General features: G+C 43.4%; 12 protein-coding genes and 1 pseudogene. 8 read left to right on the top strand and 5 right to left on the bottom strand.

Annotated features, from left to right (window positions below):
- Positions 1-124 precede the first annotated feature (124 nt).
- A pseudogene (locus BDI_RS20505) lies at positions 125-1,835 on the bottom strand (AAA family ATPase).
- A gap of 359 nt (positions 1,836-2,194) precedes the next feature.
- Here BDI_RS20505 and BDI_RS17125 point away from each other — a divergent pair.
- The 8 genes from BDI_RS17125 to BDI_RS17090 all read left to right on the top strand — a co-directional run bounded on the left by BDI_RS17125 (position 2,195) and on the right by BDI_RS17090 (position 14,596).
- Complete coding sequence (locus BDI_RS17125; protein WP_005859592.1) at positions 2,195-2,611, top strand: hypothetical protein; 417 nt, start codon at positions 2,195-2,197, stop codon at positions 2,609-2,611.
- Positions 2,608-4,899, top strand: coding sequence for a S8 family peptidase (locus tag BDI_RS17120; RefSeq protein WP_005859593.1), 2,292 nt, complete (start codon positions 2,608-2,610; stop codon positions 4,897-4,899). The genes BDI_RS17125 and BDI_RS17120 overlap by 4 nt, the downstream gene beginning before the upstream one ends.
- A 348-nt stretch (positions 4,900-5,247) precedes the next feature.
- Entirely contained in the window at positions 5,248-8,466 is a 3,219-nt protein-coding gene (gene carB, locus BDI_RS17115; RefSeq protein ID WP_005859594.1) for a carbamoyl-phosphate synthase (glutamine-hydrolyzing) large subunit, read from the top strand.
- A gap of 77 nt (positions 8,467-8,543) precedes the next feature.
- On the top strand, positions 8,544-10,604 hold the full coding sequence (locus BDI_RS17110) for a transcriptional regulator (RefSeq protein ID WP_008779156.1): 2,061 nt from the start codon (positions 8,544-8,546) through the stop codon (positions 10,602-10,604).
- A gap of 256 nt (positions 10,605-10,860) precedes the next feature.
- Positions 10,861-11,100 (top strand): hypothetical protein, encoded by a 240-nt coding sequence (locus BDI_RS17105; RefSeq protein ID WP_005859600.1) that lies wholly within the window; start codon positions 10,861-10,863, stop codon positions 11,098-11,100.
- 5 nt (positions 11,101-11,105) lie between these two features.
- The gene (locus BDI_RS17100) at positions 11,106-12,239 is read left to right on the top strand and encodes a 6-bladed beta-propeller (protein WP_005859602.1); all 1,134 of its coding nucleotides are present in this window, start codon (positions 11,106-11,108) and stop codon (positions 12,237-12,239) included.
- Positions 12,229-12,822 (top strand): hypothetical protein, encoded by a 594-nt coding sequence (locus BDI_RS17095; protein ID WP_005859604.1) that lies wholly within the window; start codon positions 12,229-12,231, stop codon positions 12,820-12,822. Before BDI_RS17100 ends, BDI_RS17095 begins: the two co-directional genes overlap by 11 nt.
- A gap of 397 nt (positions 12,823-13,219) precedes the next feature.
- Entirely contained in the window at positions 13,220-14,596 is a 1,377-nt protein-coding gene (locus tag BDI_RS17090; RefSeq protein ID WP_005859606.1) for an NAD(P)/FAD-dependent oxidoreductase, read from the top strand.
- Positions 14,597-14,694: 98 nt separating this feature from the next.
- Here the strand turns inward: BDI_RS17090 and BDI_RS17085 are convergent, their stop codons facing one another.
- From BDI_RS17085 to BDI_RS17070, 4 genes are all read right to left on the bottom strand, one after another.
- Positions 14,695-17,466 carry an FAD-binding and (Fe-S)-binding domain-containing protein gene (locus BDI_RS17085; protein ID WP_011967315.1) on the bottom strand — a complete coding sequence of 924 codons (2,772 nt, stop codon included), beginning with the start codon at positions 17,464-17,466 and terminating at the stop codon, positions 14,695-14,697.
- Between the two features lie 63 nt (positions 17,467-17,529).
- Positions 17,530-18,648: an ABC transporter substrate-binding protein gene (locus tag BDI_RS17080; protein ID WP_005859610.1), complete on the bottom strand. Its 1,119-nt coding sequence runs from the start codon at positions 18,646-18,648 to the stop codon at positions 17,530-17,532.
- Positions 18,648-20,012 carry a DUF5074 domain-containing protein gene (locus BDI_RS17075; protein WP_011967314.1) on the bottom strand — a complete coding sequence of 455 codons (1,365 nt, stop codon included), beginning with the start codon at positions 20,010-20,012 and terminating at the stop codon, positions 18,648-18,650. Before BDI_RS17075 ends, BDI_RS17080 begins: the two co-directional genes overlap by 1 nt.
- A 20-nt stretch (positions 20,013-20,032) precedes the next feature.
- Positions 20,033-22,036 (bottom strand): TonB-dependent receptor plug domain-containing protein, encoded by a 2,004-nt coding sequence (locus BDI_RS17070; protein ID WP_011967313.1) that lies wholly within the window; start codon positions 22,034-22,036, stop codon positions 20,033-20,035.
- Positions 22,037-22,061: the final 25 nt, after the last annotated feature.

Genomic DNA, 22,061 nt, shown 5'->3' with positions numbered 1-22,061 from the left:
TACCCATGTTACGGATGTGCCATCACCGTGGCATGCGTGTGCCATCGCAGTGGCACAACTGTGCCAATAGCATGGCACATCATTAGCACCACAAAGTACTATTAATAAAGCAATTGGAATAATATCACGGAGTCACCTCCCAGCATTTCCATCCTTTGTTGGCACAGATATATACAATGTAGGAACGGACATGATAGTGTGGGAACTTCACCTTGGTATCCTTGGCGTAGGCGAGCACTTGCGCCACGTCCTCGGGACGGGGATCGCTGAGCGCCAGCATGCGCTCCGCTTCTTTCGCTTTGAAATACTTGAATTCCGCCAACCGGTCGTCCTTGTAATAGTCCGTGCCGGGGATACCGGTCATCTCGAAATCGGAACGTCCCGCCGAATTGTTCTGCTCGATGGCGAACGTATAGCAGCTGCTCAGGTAACGGGAACAAAGCTCGAAGAAGGAGCAACGGATGAAATTCTCGTTGATCTTGTCGAACACCTGCGCAGGGAACTGACCGAGGTATTGCTCGAAGTAGTTTTGCACCAGCGGCTCAAAACGACGCTCCTCGGTGAAACGCTCGTAAGTGGGGACATAGCGTTGGGCATTTCCCTCGATATGATTCATCTCGTTGTAATAGTCCATGTAGATGCTGCGCATCGTGAGGTTGGGCAGCACCATGCGGTAATTACTCCGCAGCGTGGTCATGCCCAGATAAAAGAGGCTGACCGGATAGATGCTCTTGTCGAAGAATTTCCTCTTGTTGAACTTGCTGGACAGGTCGGAAACGTTATAGGACAACTCATCATCGATCACCAAGGCGTCCTGCATCTCCTTGGCGTTCTCAAGGGAAAGAGTCAGATGACGGATCCAACCGATATCCGTACGCAGGTTCTCATCCACCAGCTCACTAGGGATTCCACCTTTACGAACGGCGAATTTCTTGAAGAAATAGGTCAGGATCGTGGAATTGAACAAGGGTTCGGCCTCCGGCAAGAAGCGATAACCATCGTAATTATTCACGATCAATTGCCAAACATCATCGAACCGATCCTGCCCCTCCGTATAGGTATCCAGCACGTAACGCAAGTAGACCTCCGCTTCCTTATACGTGAAGCCCAGCATACTCAGGAATTCCGGTTCCAAGGTCAGGATCTCCGCTATATTATATCCGCTTGTCAAGTCATCCATCGTAACGGGAAGAACCCCCGTGCAGAAACAGGTACGGATCGCCAATACCCGCCTTGATCACCTTGAAGAAGGTGCGCAGGAAACTGTCCTTCGTGGTTACCTGCTCATAGAGCGGATCCTTGTAGGCCGTCAATAGCTGATTGGTGAAATTATCGTACTCATCGATCAGCACATACACTTTTGGCAATCCATGCTCACGGGCGTACCCCAAAGCTTCCTCAAGCATCTTGGAAGCATCACCACGGCTAGAGAACCGGAAGTCCTTAAAACAAGTCCCGGTTATGCGTCACCATGATCTCCACCGCAGAACAATTCAGGTCATTGAAATTCCGTTCCAACCCCTCCATGTCATCAGCCATCACCATCTTGGAGAAATCATAGCGCACGACCATATACCGATTATGTTCCTCCGTCGGGTGCTCACCGATCCAAGTCCTGCCGAACAGCTCCTCGAACCGATCGGCCTTGGTGCGGTCATAGTAACACGCCAAGGTAGAGATAAGCAAACTCTTGCCGAAACGCCGGGGACGGAGAAAACAGGAGCGTTATAACCTTCCAAGCTCGGGATGAAATCGGTCTTATCCACATAATAATAACCACGTTCCCGTAAATCTACGAAATCCGCTACCGCATAAGGAATCGTTATCCGTGCCATAAGCTTTCTTTTTTCAGATTAGTCGCACAAAGATAAAAATAAAAAGTGAGATAAAGTTATATCCTTCACGAGGCAGGCTAGGCGAAACTATAATTCTGAATATTCACTTCTAGTTGAATCTAGGACCTAAAATATTCTATTTTTTTCTTGCACGCTTAATTTTTTTTGATAACTTGCGCACATACTAGAACGTAGATAACGTTTATCATTCTGCTTACAGGTCGCTTTTCGTATAGCTATATTGCAATATAGCAAACGAAAATGAAAAAAACCGGTATAATCACTTATCCGGTCCCTCTCAATTAATTCATCAGTTACATGACTATCCAATAAATTTGTTTAACTTAAAATTCAACTATATGCAAAAACTAAAAACAAAAATAACAGGACTTGCATTTTTCTTAGTCATAGTATGTATAAGCTGTGATAAAGATGATAGGCTGGTCGGCTTTGTAAGCATGATTGCGCTCGAAAATAATAATATCTGTCTTGTAGCAATTCATGAAGGTCCGAAGCTTGGTGTAACCGGCTTGAATTTCTCGAATGCCATACAACTGTATATCCCCGATAATCGTACAGTTAAGCTTGCCTATACAATAAAATTCAATTGTAGAGCTTATGATCCAGCCATAGATGGTGTGATATTGGATGCTTTTACCATACCTCACCCTTCGGAATCTTATGACCCACGGGACCCAAACTCTGAATATCTTTCGAACAAAGTCCCTATGTATATTGCTGAAAATGTTGAAATAATTAAATACGAACTGGAATGAAAACAAATAATTTGATATATCTTTTAGTGATTGTGCTTTTGTCTTCAATACATTGCGATGTTAATGCGCAATATTATTGGTCACAAAATAGGAAAATCGCTTTAACCCCAGACTCATCACACCTTGTGTTGAATATAGAAGCCGATTTAATCCGAACTCCAATGCTAAGTTCGGATTATAAGGGATTTAATGAAATATCGCCGAACATCATTGTAAAAGAAAATAAATCCAATATCTTTTCTGAAAATGATTTTAAAGCATACGAGTCGGATCCTTTAGTGAAAAGAGCTTCTCCTGCTTATTTAGTAAATGGAACAGATACATTATATGTAACTAATCATATACTGCTTAAGCCTAAAAATGGCGTAAGTATTGATTCTATATTAGCAGGTATGAATGAGATAGTAGAAGTTGTTGATCAAACTAAATATGGGGTTTACACATTATCCGTGAATCAAGGGTTTGATGTTTTAACTTATGCCAATATAATATATGAGAATGGTTTGGTCGATTTTTGTCATCCTGACTTTATAATGAGAATAACTCAATTTCTGAATGACCCTCTTTATAGCGAACAATATTATTTAAATAATACGGGACAATTAGGTGGGACGTGGAATATCGATATTAATGCTCCTGAAGCCTGGAGTATGACAAAAGGTAGTTCTTCGATAAAAGTGGCTGTTATCGATCAAGGTGTGGCAGGGCATGAGGATCTGGGTGATAGACTTTTGCCGGGTTTTACGCCGGGTTTAGCCAATGGGAATGGAGCACCAGTCTCAAATAATCCACATGGAGAATGCTGCGCTGGTATTATTGGAGCTTCTCATAACAATTTAGGTATAGCAGGGATTGCCCCTCTAGTGAAAATAGTCCCTGTTAATATATTTTATAGTCAATCTAGTTCTAATATTGCAGCTGCGATAAATTATGCGTGGGATGATGCTGAAGCAGATGTTATTAGTAACTCTTGGGGTGGTTCTGTAGCTGATGCAATTACCTCAGCCATAAATAATGCTAGAACGAATGGACGCGGTGGACTGGGATGTGTAGTTGTTTTTGCAGCAGGAAATTCTGGTTCCTCTGTTTCGTTTCCCGCAACTGTTAATGGGGTTATCGCAGTTGGCGCAGTTGATAAAAATGGTGCTTTGTGTTCTTATAGTGCAAGAGGTTCAGAAATTAATCTGGTTGCACCTTCTGGTGCCTTGGATTATACAGGGGATATTCGCACATTGGATTTAATGGGGAGTGCCGGGCTTTACCCCGGAAATTATCTCTCTACTTTTGGAGGAACCTCAGCGAGTTGCCCTCAAGTTTCAGGCGTTGCAGCACTCCTACTATCTATTAATCCAAAATTGACAGAAGCTGAAGTTCGAAATATACTTGGACACTCTGCCAGAAAAATTGGATCTTATTCTTACTCAACAGTTTCAGGACATCCATTTGGAACTTGGAATGCCAATATGGGATATGGTTTGCTTGATGCAGAGGCGGCTGTCCGAGAAGTATATCCCCAAATATCCGGCGATAATTTAGTGCCATGTACCGGAAATAAAACCTACACGTTAAATCGTAATTATAAGGGGAATTGGACATTAGGAACCAGTGGCCTACAAATTGTAAGTGGAGGACAGAATAGTAATTCAATCACGGTTCGGGCTATCTCTAATCCGGGAGGAACAATGAGTGGTACGATTTATGCGAATGTGGTACTTCCTAATGGCTCTTCAGTTTCTGTAGCGAAAACTGTTTCTATCGGTGCCCCATCCATAACTTCCGTGTCCGGTCCGGATCAAGTAGGGGCTGGTGGTAGTGCATCTTTTACGGCTAGCCCTATATTTATGGAAGACGAAGGGAATTATCAATGGATGGTCAGTCCAAACACGGCTAGCATGTCTGCCTATCGGTATTCAAACAGTGTTACCTTCTCCGCACCAGGAACTTATATTGTGGGCTGTCGTTCAACCAGCACTTGTGGAACACCCGGGTCTTATGTGATAAAAACAGTATCTGTTACGGGATATTATTATTCTGTTTCAACTTCCTCATCCACTCATATGGTTAATATTTCAAAAGAAACTCAAATCCAAGATCAATTCAGTGTTATGTTAGAGACTAGGCCAACCTATACTCTATATAACCAATCAACCGGAGCATTAGTAAGGGAGGGGACATTCTTGAGAGAAGGAGATCTCTTAGATTTTAATACATTACCTTCGGGCATCTATGTATTAAGACTCCAAATAGGCAATGATACTTATGAAACACATAAGATTGTTTTTAAATAATGGATGTGTTAAGCTGGATTTAGAGGCTGTTAAACACAGACAATACTATTTCAGCATAGATTTTCGCATTTAAGCTTTGTTCTTTCAGACATAATCCATACCTTTGCCGAAATTTTGAAGAGAGAGCAGATGACAAACAAGACACATAAGGATAATCCGAAGTTCTATTCCGGTTATATGTCGGAGGTTGAGGCTCTTTTCTCTATTTTACGGGATTATAATTTGGTTATATAAGATGCGTTGGTTACTTTTACTAACGCATTTTTTTTGTGTCCAGCGGTCCGGTGATATAATATAAAGGTATAATATTCTAAAATCATTATAATAAACAAAACAACCCAAATTACTATGTCGAAAAGTGATATCAAAAAGGTGATTGTTCTGGGCTCGGGTGCCCTGAAGATCGGACAGGCCGGGGAGTTTGACTACTCTGGCTCGCAAGCGTTAAAGGCTCTGAAAGAAGAAGGGATCAGTACCGTATTGCTAAATCCGAATATCGCGACTATCCAAACATCCGAGGGAGTAGCCGATAAGGTATATTTCTTGCCTATCACTCCTTACTTCGTTGAGGAAGTTATCAAAAAAGAACAACCGGACGGAATCCTATTGGCGTTTGGCGGCCAGACCGCTTTGAACTGCGGTACTCAACTTTACACCAGCGGCACGTTGGCTAAATATGGCGTGAAAGTATTGGGTACATCCGTTGAGGCGATCATGTACACCGAGGACCGTGACCTATTTGTTAAGAAACTGAACGAGATAGAAGTGAAGACCCCGATCAGCCAAGCCGTAGAAAGCATGGACGACGCCGTGGCTGCCGCTTACAAGATCGGTTTCCCCGTAATGATCCGTTCCGCTTACGCATTAGGTGGTATGGGCAGTGGTATCTGCAAGGACGAGGCCGAGCTTCGCACCTTGGCGGAAAGCGCTTTCGCTTACTCATCCCAGATTTTGGTCGAGGAATCTTTGAAGGGTTGGAAAGAGATCGAGTTCGAGGTGATCCGCGACAAGAACGACCATTGCTTCACGGTAGTGAGCATGGAGAACGTTGACCCGCTAGGCGTACACACCGGCGAGAGTATCGTAGTGGCTCCGACTTGCTCCTTGACCGAGAAAGAATTAGACCTGTTGAAGGAACTTTCTACCAAGACGATCCGCCACTTAGGTATCGTGGGTGAATGTAATATCCAATACGCTTTCAACTCCGAGACTTGCGATTACCGCGTGATCGAGGTGAACGCTCGCTTGAGCCGTTCTTCCGCCTTGGCATCCAAGGCCAGCGGTTATCCATTGGCTTTCGTCGCCGCTAAGTTGGCGTTGGGCTACGGATTGGACGAGATCGGCGAGATGGGTACCCCGAACTCCGCGTACAAAGCGCCGGAGGTAGATTATATGATCGTGAAGATCCCTCGTTGGGACTTGACGAAGTTCGTGGGTGTCAGCCGCCAGATCGGTTCCAGCATGAAATCCGTCGGCGAGATCATGTCGATCGGTAAGAGCTTCGAGGAGATCATGCAGAAGGGTCTTCGTATGATCGGACAAGGAATGCATGGTTTCGTAGGTAACAACGATATCCACTTCGATAACTTGGACGAGGAGTTGGCGAACCCTACCGACTTGCGTATCTTCGCCGTGGCGCAAGCCTTGGAACAAGGATATAGCGTAGACAAGATCCATGAGTTGTCAAAGATCACACGCTGGTTCTTGGAAGGCTTGAAGAATATCGTGGATTACGCCAACGTATTGAAAGGCTACAACAAGATCGAGGATCTTCCGGAGGATGTATTGAAAGAGGCTAAACGCCTTGGTTTCTCGGACTTCCAGATCGCTCGTTACGTAGAGAGCCCGGAAGGCAATATGGAGAAAGAGAATATCCGCGTACGCAACTTGCGTAAGAAAATGGGCATTCTCCCTACCGTGAAACGTATCAACACGATCGCTTCCGAACATCCGGAATTGACCAACTATCTATATATGACTTACGACGGTACGCCGCACGACATTACCTACTACCCGAATGAGAAGAGCGTGATTATCTTGGGGTCCGGAGCTTACCGTATCGGCTCGTCCGTTGAGTTCGACTGGTGTTCGGTGAATGCCGCCCAGACCGCTCGTAAGCTAGGTTATAAATCGATCATGATTAACTATAACCCGGAGACCGTATCTACCGACTACGATATGTGCGACCGTCTTTACTTCGACGAGCTTTCATTCGAGCGCGTGCTAGACGTAATCGATCTGGAATTGCCGAAGGGCGTGATCGTCTCCGTAGGTGGACAGATCCCGAACAACTTGGCGATGAAACTCTACCGCCAGAATGTTCCGGTATTGGGTACTTCCCCGCTATCAATCGACCGTGCCGAGAACCGTCATAAATTCTCCGCGATGTTGGATTCGCTAGGTATCGACCAACCTCGTTGGGCAGAGCTTACCAGCATGGAAGAGATCGACGCGTTTATCGAGAAAGTAGGTTTCCCGATCTTGATCCGTCCGTCTTACGTATTGTCCGGTGCGGCGATGAACGTTTGCCATACGAAAGAGCAGATGATCGAGTTCTTGGATTTGGCCGCTAAGGTTTCCAAGGAATATCCGGTGGTCGTATCCGAGTTTATGCAAGGAACGAAAGAGATCGAGTTCGACGCTGTCGCTATGAATGGCGAGGTGGTTGAGTACGCGATCTCCGAGCATATCGAGTTCGCCGGTGTTCACTCCGGTGACGCTACCTTGGTGTTCCCGGCTCAGAAGATTTACTTCGAGACAGCCCGTCGTATCAAGAAAGTAAGCAAGATGATCGCGAAGGAGTTAAACATCAGCGGTCCGTTCAATATCCAGTTCTTGGCGAAGAATAACTTCGTGAAAGTAATCGAATGTAACTTACGTGCCTCACGTAGTTTCCCGTTTGTATCTAAAGTATTGAAACGCAACTTTATCGAGACGGCTACCCGCATCATGCTGGACGCTCCGTATACGAAACCGGATAAGAGCGCGTTCGATATCGACTGGATCGGTATCAAGGCTTCCCAGTTCTCATTCGCCCGTTTGCACAAGGCAGACCCCGTATTAGGTGTGGACATGAGCTCCACCGGCGAGGTAGGTTGTATCGGCGACGATTTCAACGAGGCTTTGCTTTCCGCCATGATCGCCGTAGGCAACAGTATTCCTAAGAAGAACATTTTAGTTTCTTCCGGCGCAGCTAAGAGCAAGGTCGATTTATTGGAGCCTTGCCGGATGCTGGATGCCAAGGGTTACACGATCTATGGTACGCACGGAACCGCCAAGTTCCTGAACGATAATGGAATCAAGGCAACCGCCGTTTGCTGGCCGGATGAGGAAGGTGATTTGAACATCATGGATATGTTCAGCAATCACGCTTTCGAATTGGTAGTAAATATCCCGAAAGATCATAGCAAACGTGAGTTGACCAATGGCTATAAGATCCGCCGTGCGGCGATCGATCATAACATTCCATTGATCACGAACGCCCGTCTGGCCAGCGCCTTTATCGACGCTTTCTGCAATATGAACGTAGAAGATATTCAGATTAAGAGCTGGCAGGAGTACAAATAATCAAAATTTGATTATATTTGCATGCGTGTAATAGAAAGAGACAAGGCTTTATGCCTTGTCTCTATAGTTTAAAGACCATGTACAGACGGCTACCTTTTATCATATTATTATCTATACTGGCGGTTTTCGCCTTGCGTGCGTCTGTGGTCGCTCCCTCTATCCTCGTACAAAATTATTCCGTAGACGATTACAAGGCTAGTTGCCAAAATTGGGATTTAGCGGTTTCCTATCATGGCATCTTATATGTAGCTAATAATTCCGGTCTGGTTACTTTTGACGGGAATACATGGAACACATATCCATTACCGGATAAAACCCCTATTTATAAAGTATCTTTCCAGAACGATTCTATCTATACCCAAGGCAAATCATCGTTAGGCTATTGGCTATACGACAAACTCGGGAATCTGGAATACCATCCGATCGATACGCTCCCGTCATATATAAATTTCGATGATCCCGAGACGAATTACACGATCCCGAAAGAAATCGAGGAGAAGCACCCAACTTCCTTCGCTAGCGCCGGAGGTCTCAATTTCACGGGAACATCTACGTCCGGTATTTATATCACCAACGACGAAGGGGAGATCTTTCAACATCTCAACATCAATAATCAGTTACAAGATAATATCGTACGCTCCATCTGCGTACAGGATAATAATTTAATCTGGGTCGCCTTGGATAATGGTATCTCCCAAATAGATATCAATCCTCCCATCGCCATGTTAGGTAAAAGAAGCCAGATCGGAAAGTTGGAAGACGCTGTAAAAGAGGATAACCGCCTCTATATCCGGACCAATGTCGGCTACTTCAGCCGGAGCCTGATGTTTGGTGATAAGTTTACCCCGATATCCGATGAGATCGGACGTTCATATATCCATCCGGATACGACCGATAATCATTTATCGGTAAGCTCTTTATTTAAGAATAAAGACGTATTGAGCGTATTCGCCAACGCAGAAAGTATTTACCCGGTTCCAGACAATTTGTATTGGCTCACGATCCAGAATGAGGCCGGACTCTTCCATCGGGAAAACGGTACAGGAACTTTAAAATGCCGGATCCTATTCGATAATTACGATCTGAATCTGGTAACCAATGGCAAACGGATCATCCCCTTGAATGATTCTCTTGATTTGGTATCTGCCATGCAAGGAACCCTATTAATCAACACTCGTCAATTAATAGAGGGAAGCCTAGGAGGATTGACGATGCCACGGTTTATGCGCATCGAGTATCAAGATCAAGAAGGTACACATTATTTATATCCGGACACGCAAAGAATCGACCTGCCCCATAACTTCCAAGAACTCTCGCTATACATCGGAACAACGGTATTCACCCCTAATCACCAAATCAGTTATAAGCTGGAAGGGGTATCCGCCGATTGGTCTTCTTGGCAGAAAGACGGCAAAATTACCTTCTTACAACTTCCGGAAGGAACTTATGAGCTAAGGGTACGTAAATATGTAACCCGTGGGCCGTTTCCCGAGATCACGATGCAAATCACGGTGCGCCCTCCTTGGTATAATACCGTATGGGCCTATTTGATCTACGTCGCTTTGATATGGTTCGCCATTCAAGAAGGACTTCGGTACCATTTAAGGAATTTGCGGAAAAAAGAACAAGAAAAGCTGGAGGCAGAGCGACAAGCCGAACTGCAAAGGCTTCAACAAATGAAAAGCGAGATGCTGGAAACGGAGTTGCAAAACAAAAACAATGAGCTTACTCTCCAGACAACAGCTTTGGTAAAAAGAAACGAGGCAATCCAAGCTTTGTTGGAAGAACTGGATAAGCAGAAAGAGACATTGGGTGACCGGTACCCCAATAAGTTATATACCCGTTTACGTTCCTTGATCGAATCTACCTTGAACGATCAAGCGGATTGGGTGCAGTTCGAGACCTATTTCAATAGCGCCCACCAGAATTTCATGGATCGTTTACGCCAGCAATACGCAGATATAACGGCAGGCGATTTGCGTATTTGTTGCTTACTCCGCATGAACCTTTCCACGAAGGAGATCGCATCGTTAATGAATGTATCCGTACGGGCTATCGAGCTAAGAAGATACCGCTTAAGAAAGCGATTAGCCCTTGATGGGGATACGAATCTTGTCGATTTCCTGATGAACTACTAAAAATATTTTCCGAGAATCTCACCAGAACGCCCGACGGGTTGGTTATACGTCCTCCAATTGCACATGGCTACCGGAGGGGAAGAAAGCTACAAGATCGTATTGAAGTAAAAAATTCTTCCCGAAAATGATCTCTCGACAAACTCAACATCTAACATGAATAATTTATTCCGGGAAATTTTCACATGGAAATCATTACACTATCAATATATATATATATTTGTATTCAAACTTTTGTTTCACTTAAATTTAATGATGTATGGGAAAGAGATTTTTTAAATTCACGGTGTTAATCAGTTTGATCTTTTTCGCTATAAACGTAGATGTTTTAGCAGAAGGTGACAGTGATGATCATGCTTGCCCGGATGGCGACCAAGGCCCAGTCATAAGCTGCGGCAGATATGAGGGGACTTGCTGGAATGTAGATTGGATAAGTGGTATTTATTATGTGCATTGTTATTTCTCAGGAATGCAAGAACATCATTGTTATCCAGATTAAAAAGTATGAAAAGTATCATCTATTATTTTTCGATGATATCCATATTTTTCTTTCTTTCTTGTACGGGATGGAAGGATAAGAAAAACATGGAATCAGATATCATCACCGTGAATTTGGACGAGCGAGACGAGATCTCCACTAAAGATCTATTTTCTGAGATCCAACTCATTCCGTTAGAGACAACGCCAGAATCGCTGATCCGTAATATAACCCAAATCAAGTTTTTTGAGGATCGATATTATATTCACGATTATTCGAGATCCCAAATCTTTGTTTTCGATAGGGAGGGACATTTCCAATTCGCACTTAACGAGAAAGGAAACGGCCCGGGTGAGTATTTAAACTTAACAGATTTCGCGATCGATACGACCCGCAGGAACCTTGTAGTACTTTGCGCCGTCAGCAACGCTCTCTTTTTCTATGATCTAGGGGGCAAGTTCATCGAGAAAAAGAAACTTCCTGAAATAGCGGGGGCCTACAACAGCCTACAGTTCCAAAACAAGGATACGATAGCTTTCTTCACATACGATTACGACCATCGCTTGAAGTTTTATTCCCTATCAAGAAACGAGATACTCGATGAATATTTTCCTGAAGACATAAAAGATGTATTTTGTAGGGGTGTATTTCCATTTCCACACGCTTTTCGAAGGTCTTTGACTAATACGATTTATTCACTATCGGGAGCGACCTTTACAGAGCTTTATCGTTGGGATTTTGGTGATTTAAATAATGACATCGAAAAATTAGAATTCCATCCCAATATGAGCAAGCAAGAAATAATTCAATACGCGAAGGATGTCTATTCCTCTAAGAGCGTAAATTATATAATAGACTCTCAGGGACAAAACAGCAGATATCGATACGCCATGGTAGTCCGCCAAAACAAGTACATCCAACTGTTTTATAACAGGAAAAACCATGACTTGCTTCAATTCGAGCGAACCAAGGAGGGCTTGCAACTTTACCCGATCTACTTCGGAGAAGACTTCATCCTCTGTACTCCGGAAGGAGGGCTTCCATTAAATGATCTATTTCCCGAGAAGTTAAGAAATGAGGATCAGCAAAGAATTATTCAATCACATTCGGAACAAGAGAATCCTGTCTTAGTAAAATATGTTTTCAAAAATGAAGGTTAACGAGAATACAATTTATATTTTCCTTTTGGGGATACTGGCAGGCATAATTTGTATGCAATGCGTGAATCATTTTAGAAAATCCCCGAAGGATGTGTATGTTGACAATTTTGAATACGAGAAAGAAAGTCTGGGTATCCTTAAAAGAGAAGAACTAAAAAATGAACACTATGAATGCCTTGATCAAATAGCCTATTGGGGAACAGACTCTCTAGATTCTTTCTCCTTAAGTAATTTATGTAATGATAAAAAATTATTCTTTTGTTTTTCAGAGAAAACATGTCCTCCTTGTATCGATGCAGTTGTCGATATAATGAACGAGGTTTTTACAGACGAGGAAATAAAAACAAAAATAGTTTTCGTATCGCCTGATTATCCTGCTCGATTAAGAAACGATTGCTATGGGAAAAAACTATTGAGCTTACATAATAAGAATTTAGGGCTACCTATGGAACTAGAAGATTCTTTCGCTCCTTTCTTATTCATTATGGATAAAGATTTATGTGTTAAATATTTACATATTCACAATAAACCACTCCCACGACTTACTTTAATTTATCTGGAAGAGATAAAAAAAATGTGGTAGATCTTATTGCGGTTGATCGTACGATATTAAGCCGCAGGCTGTTAACGAGGATGGGAAGGAGGATTTGATCATCGTCGGAAGCTTTGAGGAAGCGGAAGGAATGATCGAAGAAAGAATCGTGTTGGAATTGGAGGATGTGCCAGCGTATCTCTGGCTTCCGGATCGCATCACTTTAGAATCTCGCAAAAAGTGAGTCTTATATAATTTTAATCTATTTGACATATAATATACTATATAACAGCATAGTATATATATACAAAAGGAGCTTGAGAAAGTCTTGTAGTAGTCTTATCCAATAAAAAAATCATTTGCGCAAGTCGTGTAGTAGTCATTTTCATGGCTACCGTAATTTATTGTGTTTCCTTTGCCAGCGAATAAAATCTTAAATTCTTTCGACATGATGAAACACGAACTGGAGAAACAATTAGATGCGCTAGAAAAGAAAGGTGTCGACAGACGGCATTTCTTTAAGTTATTAGCGGCGACAGGACTGATCGCGGGAGCTAATACCGGAAAAGCAAACGCTTTTTCAAGCAGCGCAAAAGGTAAAATCGTTATTATCGGTGGAGGAGCCGCTGGTATCAGTATGGCTGCCCGATTAAAACATTGGCTTGATGAACCGGATATCACCCTGATTGACCCCAGCGATCGTCAGTTTTATCAACCGGGATTCACTCTGATCGCCTCAGGTGTATACCAACCGGAAGATGTTTGGAAGAAGCAAGAGGATTGTATGCCTAGCGGTATAAAATGGATAAAGGACTCGGTCGCCGCGGTTGATCCCGTATGGAATCAAGTAACGACCAAAAGTAACGGAAAGATTCCGTACGACTTTTTAGTACTGACCCCGGGATTACAATGTAACTGGGAAAAAGTAGAGGGCATTACCCACGACACCTTGGGACAAGGAAACGCAAACTCTATTTACGATTTCGAAGGAGCCCAAAAGACATGGAAAGCTCTTCAAGAATTCGCTAAAAAAGGAGGCAAAGGTATTTATACCGATACCTATACAAAACATAAATGTGGTGGCGCTCCCAAAAAGATCTGTTTATTATCCGAGCATTACGCAAGGAAACAAGGGACTCGCGACAAACTGCAATTGAATTATTTTACCGCATCGAAGGAGCTATACGATATTCCGTATTTCACGCCTCGCTTGCTGGAAATATATAATGAACGTAATATACCTATTAACTTGAATGTACGTGTAAAAGGTGTAGACACATCCGCAAAACAAGTGCATTTTGAGAAAATAGAGACAAAAGGCGAAGAAAAGATCGTAACGCCGTTCGTAGAGGATTACGATTTCTTACACTTCACCCCGCCTATGTCCGCTCCCGATTTCGTTCGTGATGCCGGATTAGGTTGGACAGAAGGTAAATTGGCCGCGGACGCATGGGTAATGGTCGATAAAGAGACCTTGGTACATAAGAAATACCAGAACATCGTTTCTCTGGGTGATGTAGCCGGTATCCCGACCAGTAAAACATCTGCCGCTATCCGTAAGCAAGTACCTATCGCCGCCAAGAACCTGATCGCGCTCATGGAAGGTAAAGAGCCGACCGAGAAATACAACGGTTATGCCGCTTGCCCGATCGTTACGGATTATGGACACGTGTTGCTTTGTGAGTTTGACTACGAAAAGAAACCCGACGTTTCATTCCCATTCTCGATGATCGATACATCAAAAGAGCAATGGCTTGCTTGGATCTTAAAGGTATATATTTTAAAACCGATGTATTTCAACGGAATGCTTAACGGTTACGCATAATATGAATAAAGAATCTATGAAATAAAACTCCCTATAATTTCGAATGCCAAACTACAAAGCCCCGGGTTTCAGTTGTACGAAACCGGGGTTTTTGATTTTTAACGGGTAGCCTTTTCCACTAAATATACGATCGACTTATAGGATATCCCACTATTCATCGTCAAACCAATCTCGCACGTACGGCTATTGCTATATCCTTCCGTCGCCCCATGCAAGTTCGGTTTCAAGTAATGAAGACCGGAAGCGTTTAGTTCCGGATAGAAGAAACCACGATCGCCCGCCCAACCGCAACAAGTAACTTGAGCGGGAGAGACCACCCGGTTCGCGCATAAGCCTGCCAGTTCCACCAGCTTGTCTTGTACTCCCATCTTCGTTGTACTACAAGTAGAGTGTACCGCTACCGTAACCGGCAACTTAGTAAAGTTCAGACGATCACGCATAAAGTCATAGATAAACTCCACTGGTTCATATAATCGTAAACGTTTATCCAAGGTTTCCCTCATATGCAGCAAGCAAGGGCTCATGTCGCACAAAATAGGCAATCGGCCGTTATCGCTCGCCCGCAAAAGAGCCTCATTCAATTCCTCCGCCTTCTGCGCCGCTTGCTTCCGGAACCCCTTACTGCTAAAAGCCATACCGCAACAAAGCTTGCTTAGATTCTCCGGATAACGAATCGTAAAGCCGGCTCTTGTCAACAAAACGATTGTTTGTTCCGTTACACTCACGAAATCCACATCTTCATAATCAGCCGAAGTCCCCATCGTACGGGTAATACAAGAGGGGAAATAGACCATTTCCATCCCATTCTCTACACCCGTCAGTTCCTTGAACTTTGACGCGCCAGAAGGTGTATGCCGAGTCCAAAGCGGGAATTTACGAGCGGAAGCCTTAAACAAGAAAGAGGCAAATCTCTCGAATGCATTATACCCCACCAGCTTTGAAAGCACATGGGGCAACTTAAGCAAAGGACGAAGCATACCCGTTACGACTCCCATATTCCCGGCGATGCCCGAAGCGATAGCATTCGCCAAGGTACCATTCTCTTCCCACCGTAACTCTTTGATCAATAAACCGGTATTAATGCCAACCGGACATGCCGTAGCACATAGGCCATCGGTAGCGCAGGTAGCGTTACCTTTATAGTTAAAGGCATTCTTGAGTTCTTTATATCGCTTAGAGTTTGTTTCCCCCTGTTCCGCCAAAGCCGATAATTCCCTATAGATCACGATACGTTGCCGGGGTGTCAATGTCACATGCCTTGACGGACATTGTATCTCACAAAAACCACACTCGATGCATTTATCGATCAGCTCATTCGCCAACGGTATTTGCTTTAAGTTCTTTATAAACACATCCGGGTCCCGATTTAAAAGGACACCCGGATTTAATATATTTTCCGGGTCAAAGAGCCTTTTGATCTTCCACATCAACTCATAAATCTCCTCACCCCATTCATCTTTAACAAATGGAGCCATATTTCGTCCCGTGCCATGCTCCGCTTTCAAGCTACCGTCGTAGTAAAGTACCACATCTACAAGGCTACGCATAAAAGAAGCGTAATGATCAATACCTTCCTGTGCGTTTATATCCGGAAAAATCGTGAAATGAACGTTTCCATCCAATAAATGTCCCCACATCACCGCATTTCCGTATCCATAATCCGACAAGACCCCACGCACTTGTTCCAAAGCCTCTCCTAAAACCTCTTCCCGGAAAGCAATATCTTCAATAATAGATACCGTCCCCCGTGGCCGTCTTCCCGCAGCGGAAGTAAATAAACCGTTTCGTACCCGCCAATAAGTAGCGTAAAGCTTCGGATCGGTCGTAAATGATACCGGATATAAGGTCTGTATATCTGCTAGCCGCTCCTCTATATCTCGGAATTGGATTTGAAGTTCTTCTTCCGAATTAGAAGACGTGTCGATCAGCAACGCTACCGCATCCTCGGGTAAAGAATGTAATATCTCCGGCATCCCCGGTTCATCCTCTACCGCATGTAAGGCGTTTCTATCCATCAACTCGGCGGCGGACACTTTGCATTGGCGTAACGGGGCTATGGCTCTGCACGCCTCCATCAAAGAGGGAAAATAAATCAAGGCGGAAGCTTTTAAAGCCTCATCGGGGACTGTCTCGAAAGTAACAGAAGAAATAAACCCTAAGGTTCCTTCCGAGCCAACCATTAAATGCATGAGTATATCGTATGGATCGGTATAATCCAAGAAAGAGTTCATTCCATAACCGCAGGTATTCTTCAACTCATATTTAGATAGAATCCGGTCTTCCATGTCTGGATTCAACAAAATCTCCAAACGGAAATTCATCAACTTCTCCAATAAGCCTATATGCGTTTGCATGAAATCCCTGCGACTCGCTAACGAAGAGGTATCCAAAAAGGCTCCATCCGCAAAGATAATCTCCATATCCCGGACCGTATTATAGGAGTTATGGATAATACCATAGCTAGAACCACTTGAGTTATTCGCTACGATCCCGCCGATACGTGCGGATTTGATGGAGGCAGGGCTAGGCCCTAGCTTACGGCCATAAGGTTTCAACCAGCGGTTCGCCTCTTCTCCAGTTATACCACAAGGGAATTTAGCCAAACTCCCATCTCCTGAAATCTTAACCTTTCCATAGTCAGGACTGATTTCCATCAATACAGAATCTGTAATAGTCTGGCCGGATAAAGAGGTCCCCCCAGCTTTAAAGGTTACAGATTTACCAGTCTTCTCACATTCAGCAAGAACACGTTTTACATCCTGCTCACAACTCACGATTTCAACTCGTTTGGGATTCAACCTGTAAATCCCGGCATCTGTTCCCTTCGCTAATGCAGTTAAAACATCAACATATACCTTTTTTATCTTCATAGTCTAATACCTTTATTTGTCTAGTAACGACATTTCAACAAAGATATGAAACCTTTAAGACAATCAGGGCATTTTACTAAAATAACGGGGAGAATATCCGGGTACTAGCTCCGGATGGAAAATCCAGATTAAATCTTTCAATAGATATTCCGGATGTAATGGGAATTCCTCGTAATAAGGAACTATCCCTGTATTACAGGTATAAATCCGTTGTTTTTTAAAAGCGTCGAAATTCTCGTAGGGAGTATATTCGGAGCGTAAATCGTTATAGGTCATCTCGGAAGACTGATTATATTTAACAAGCCAAATATCCGCATGGATCGCTTTATCAAACACGGTCTCAAACGCTAAGGGGGTACTTCCGGCACCCGGTAAATCCTTAAACATATAATCGGCTCCTGCATCCTCGAAAAGATGGGCCATATAACTATCTCCAGCCGGTATATACCATGAGGAACCGAACTTTTTCTCCGACAAAACAGTAGGACGCTTATCTATATTCACGGTTAAGTTCTTTAGGGACAAATAGGCTTGCTCTGTTTCTTTAAATATAGAATCGGCCATCTCTTCCTTTCCGAATAGCAAACCATAAAAGCGAATCCACTCCGTGCGCCCCAAAGGAAATGCCTCCATATAGTCGGCTCCTTCGATAATGGGTATCCCTATCTTCTCGACAGGCCCATAACTACTGTTCTGAAACGGGGAAGCTATCACGAGTTCCGCACCGATCTCTATCATTTTCTCTATATTCGGAGAGGTAGCCTCACCTAAATCAGCGATTCTTCCGGCCTGTATACCCTCTTGTATGGCAGGAGTATCCATATAACGAGGCTCACAAACACCTATAACCTTATTGATTTCGTGCAATTGATCAATAATAGCCGCATGAACAGAAGTATAAACCACAATATCTTTTACCGGGACCTTCACGATCGTCCCTTTGGGTAATCCGCCAGGAACCGACTTTGTCCGGTCTACCAATAAATAGCGTTGAAGCAGACGAGTACTATCCCACGGATCACGAACTTCCACCATTGTATAGGTATCAAAGCGCTGAACCGTGAAACCTTGGGCATATTGAATTCTATCAGAGGAAAGAGCTTCCTTGGAAGAAGTTTGCTTTCCGGATGGCGTACATGCCACCATCCAGAAAGCGAACCCTAAGAGAATCAGTAATCGCATTAGATATTATCTTTTTGAGCGAGGACTACTTTCATGGGATTTAAACCGGCCTCAAACTTCTTGAACAATTTACCGTCACCTCCGAAACAATAAATATCGCCATTATTCTTATAATCAGACTCTGCGACATAGACATTTCCACCCACGGCACTGATTGAATAAGGGGACTGTATTGAGGTTCCATCTGTAATAAAGCTCGTTCCCGCAGATTGACTCTTTGTATCAAATGTTAAAAATGCAGGGCTAGACATTCCCCATTGCGCATAGAACAGAAATAGCTTGCCATCCTCATAGGCCATCTCCGTTGCGTTTGGACAATTCGTAAGGGAAGTAACCTCATAAGTCTCCGTATTTATCTTTTGTACCGTATTGGGTATATCCGCATAGTTACCCATAGAAACCACATATACATTTCCTTGCTCATCCGCCTGTATCCGTGTGGGATTCAATACTACATCCAACTTCTTTATCTCTGTAAAAGTAGACAGATCAACCACTGATACCGTTTTATCATACCCAACCTCGGTACTGTAATCCATACCTCCGGAGTTTGAGACAAACAATTTATTAGAAGATACCGCCAATTGTTCCGGATTCCGTCCGACCTTTACCTTCGCCTCAACCTCCAAGGATGCGGTATCCAAACGAGCGACATATCCATTATAATAGCTAATATAGACTTTTCCACCCTCTGATACCATATAACGGGGCTGCCCCTCTGTCTTGACTTGCTTAATGGATTTTGCCTTCAGATCCGTCACTTCTATCGTAGACTCTCCATATACCGCAATATACATCTTATCGCCATACACGATCATATCCTGTGCCGTATCTCCCAGCCCCCTGCCATTTTGAGCCAAGAAATAATCGGGAACAACCTCATCCTTTTCTATGTCGTACATATATAAAGAAGAGTTGTTATTTCCCATATTGCCCGAATTCAAGAAATATAAAGCCATGAAAGAACTATCCTTCACAAAATCAATAACTCTTACGGAAGCATAAACAGAAGACTCACCTTCCGCATTCGCGGCTATAACTAATAAATAACCTATATTTACGACATCCGTAATAGCATATGAATGTGTTCCAACTTCTACCTCCGCAATTTTCATATCTTTAACGGTTCCATCAGAGGAACCATAAATCACGTACTTTGTTACATTGTCAACAGAAGACGGAGCTGTCCAATTTAAGGTTCCACTAACTTTTAAAGCTTCCGGATTCTCATCCGTAAAACTGACATTAGTTACAGATACATTTGGTATATTCAGTGAAGGCTCATTGTCATCATCACAGCTGACAAACGAGAAAGACATCAATGCACACAAGGCAGAGACACAAAATAAATTCCTCTTTTTCATTACTTTACTTTTATAGTTTACTAATAGGATAAACAAACACTTAAACGCCAAGAACGGCCCGGCATGGGATAATACTGAATAACATCATAATTCACGTTCGTAAGATTTAACAATTCACCTTGCAAACGCAAACCGAAATATCGAAAACGAAAATCTCGATTTATAGAAATACTCTGTTCTATATAAGAATCAATCCTGTTCCGATCTATATTTTGCGGCAATGCATAACGATCACCAACCGCAGTCAGTATATAAGAGACATTTACCCATGGATTTTCCAAGGTTACGGAAACCGTGCCTGAATGACGAGGTGTATAAGGAATCTGATCCTTATAATTCTTAGCTTCCGGATCTGTCACATCAACCGCATATTGAAAAGAATAAGTGGAAGCCAAAAACAAGCTCATTCGTAAGGGCAATCGGAATTGTGTAGATAAATTTACATCTACCCCTTTAATATCCACTTCGCCCATATTCATCATCTTCCAAACATACATGGTAGGTAAAGCCACGATCTTATCTTTCACCGTATTATAATATCCATCCGCCGAAATACTGAAATGCCGCAGCCAATCCCCACAGGAAGAACTCCATGTTACCCCTACATTATATTGGGAAGTTTCTTCCGGTTTCAAATTTGTATTTCCCATACGGAGGTAATACAAGTCCGTAAATGTAGGAACCCGGAATATATCTTTGTAAGAGGCACGTATCCGCAATGTACTTTCCGAGAATGGCCGCCAAGACAAACTTACAGCCGGGGATAAACGCCTTTTATCATCCGGTTTTTCCCCTTGCTCCACTTTATCAGTGATATATGTTCCCAATAAACTACCGGTAGCCGTGAATCGGCTGTTCTTATATTGCACCGCTAGTACCGATTGAGAGGCCATTCGCTTTGGATTAGGTCCGTTTACAAAATTATTGTCCAGCATAGAGCGAGTTAAATCCGTTGTTAACGTCGCCGATACATACTTTATAGGAGTATACAGCAAACCTACAGAGCCATAATACTCATTCTGTGTATTCAAGTCGACTTGTTCGCCTGCGGCATATTTATCATTTACATCTAAATAACGAGTAAAAGCATAATTATACTTAGCCATGGCCCGTAGCGTAAATTTCTCATTAAGAACATTCTTATACCCCGATTGCACGAAAAAGTTATTATCCCATAATCGTTCAGAAGTGTTCTTGTTATATAAATTAACAGAACCGGGAAGTCCCCGCTCCGAATCAAAATAGTACGCCTTAAAGGAAAGTTCGCCTCCCCTTCCAAAATCGCCGAATAGATTACCTTCCAAATGGTAAGCATGGATATCGCTATTTCTACGCTTCTCTTTCGTCTCCAATTCCCCATTAATCAATGTATAGGGATATTGCCCATCCGCACGCACGAAATCACCATGTAAGGATGCGCTCCAACGCTTTCCTAATTTTTGATCATAATGCAGCACGGGATTAAAAAGTCCGAAGGAACCTCCCTTAACCTTAAGATAAGTATGAAACGATTTGTCTTTAAACGTGGGCTTTCCGGTTTGTATATTCAAGGCTCCTGCCGAGGCATACACCCTTGCCGTTTGGAAGATGTCATCCGATTGTCCGATCGATAAGGAAACCATCTCCACGTTATCCAACGAGAAACGGCTGATATCGACTTGCCCGCTTTGCGCATCCGTAATCGTCACCCCATCGTAACTGACGGCGGTATGCTTCGCTCCCAAGCTACGTACCGAGACCGTTTTCAATCCTCCGATCCCCCCATAATCCTGTACTGTAACTCCCGAGAAGCGTTTCACGGCCTCGGATAGGTCTTGTACTCCCAAGCGATCGATTCCCGCCCGGTCCATAATTTGCAAAGGCGTACCTTCACGGGTAACCGACGGACGTACCTTCTCCACTACTTCCACCCCGGAAAGCTCGTGATAGGCCGTCGTATCGATCTGTTGACCGAAAGCGACACCCAAAGAAAATAACCATACGCTAAAAACGCACAGACATCTTATAAGATATAAATCTCGCATAATAATTCTTAGGTTTACCAACGTC

The organism is Parabacteroides distasonis ATCC 8503 (genome assembly GCF_000012845.1).
Classification (GTDB): Bacteria; Bacteroidota; Bacteroidia; order Bacteroidales; family Tannerellaceae; genus Parabacteroides; species Parabacteroides distasonis.
The sequence above is the reverse complement of the archived record's forward strand: the minus strand, read 5'-3'. Positions and strand labels throughout refer to the sequence as shown.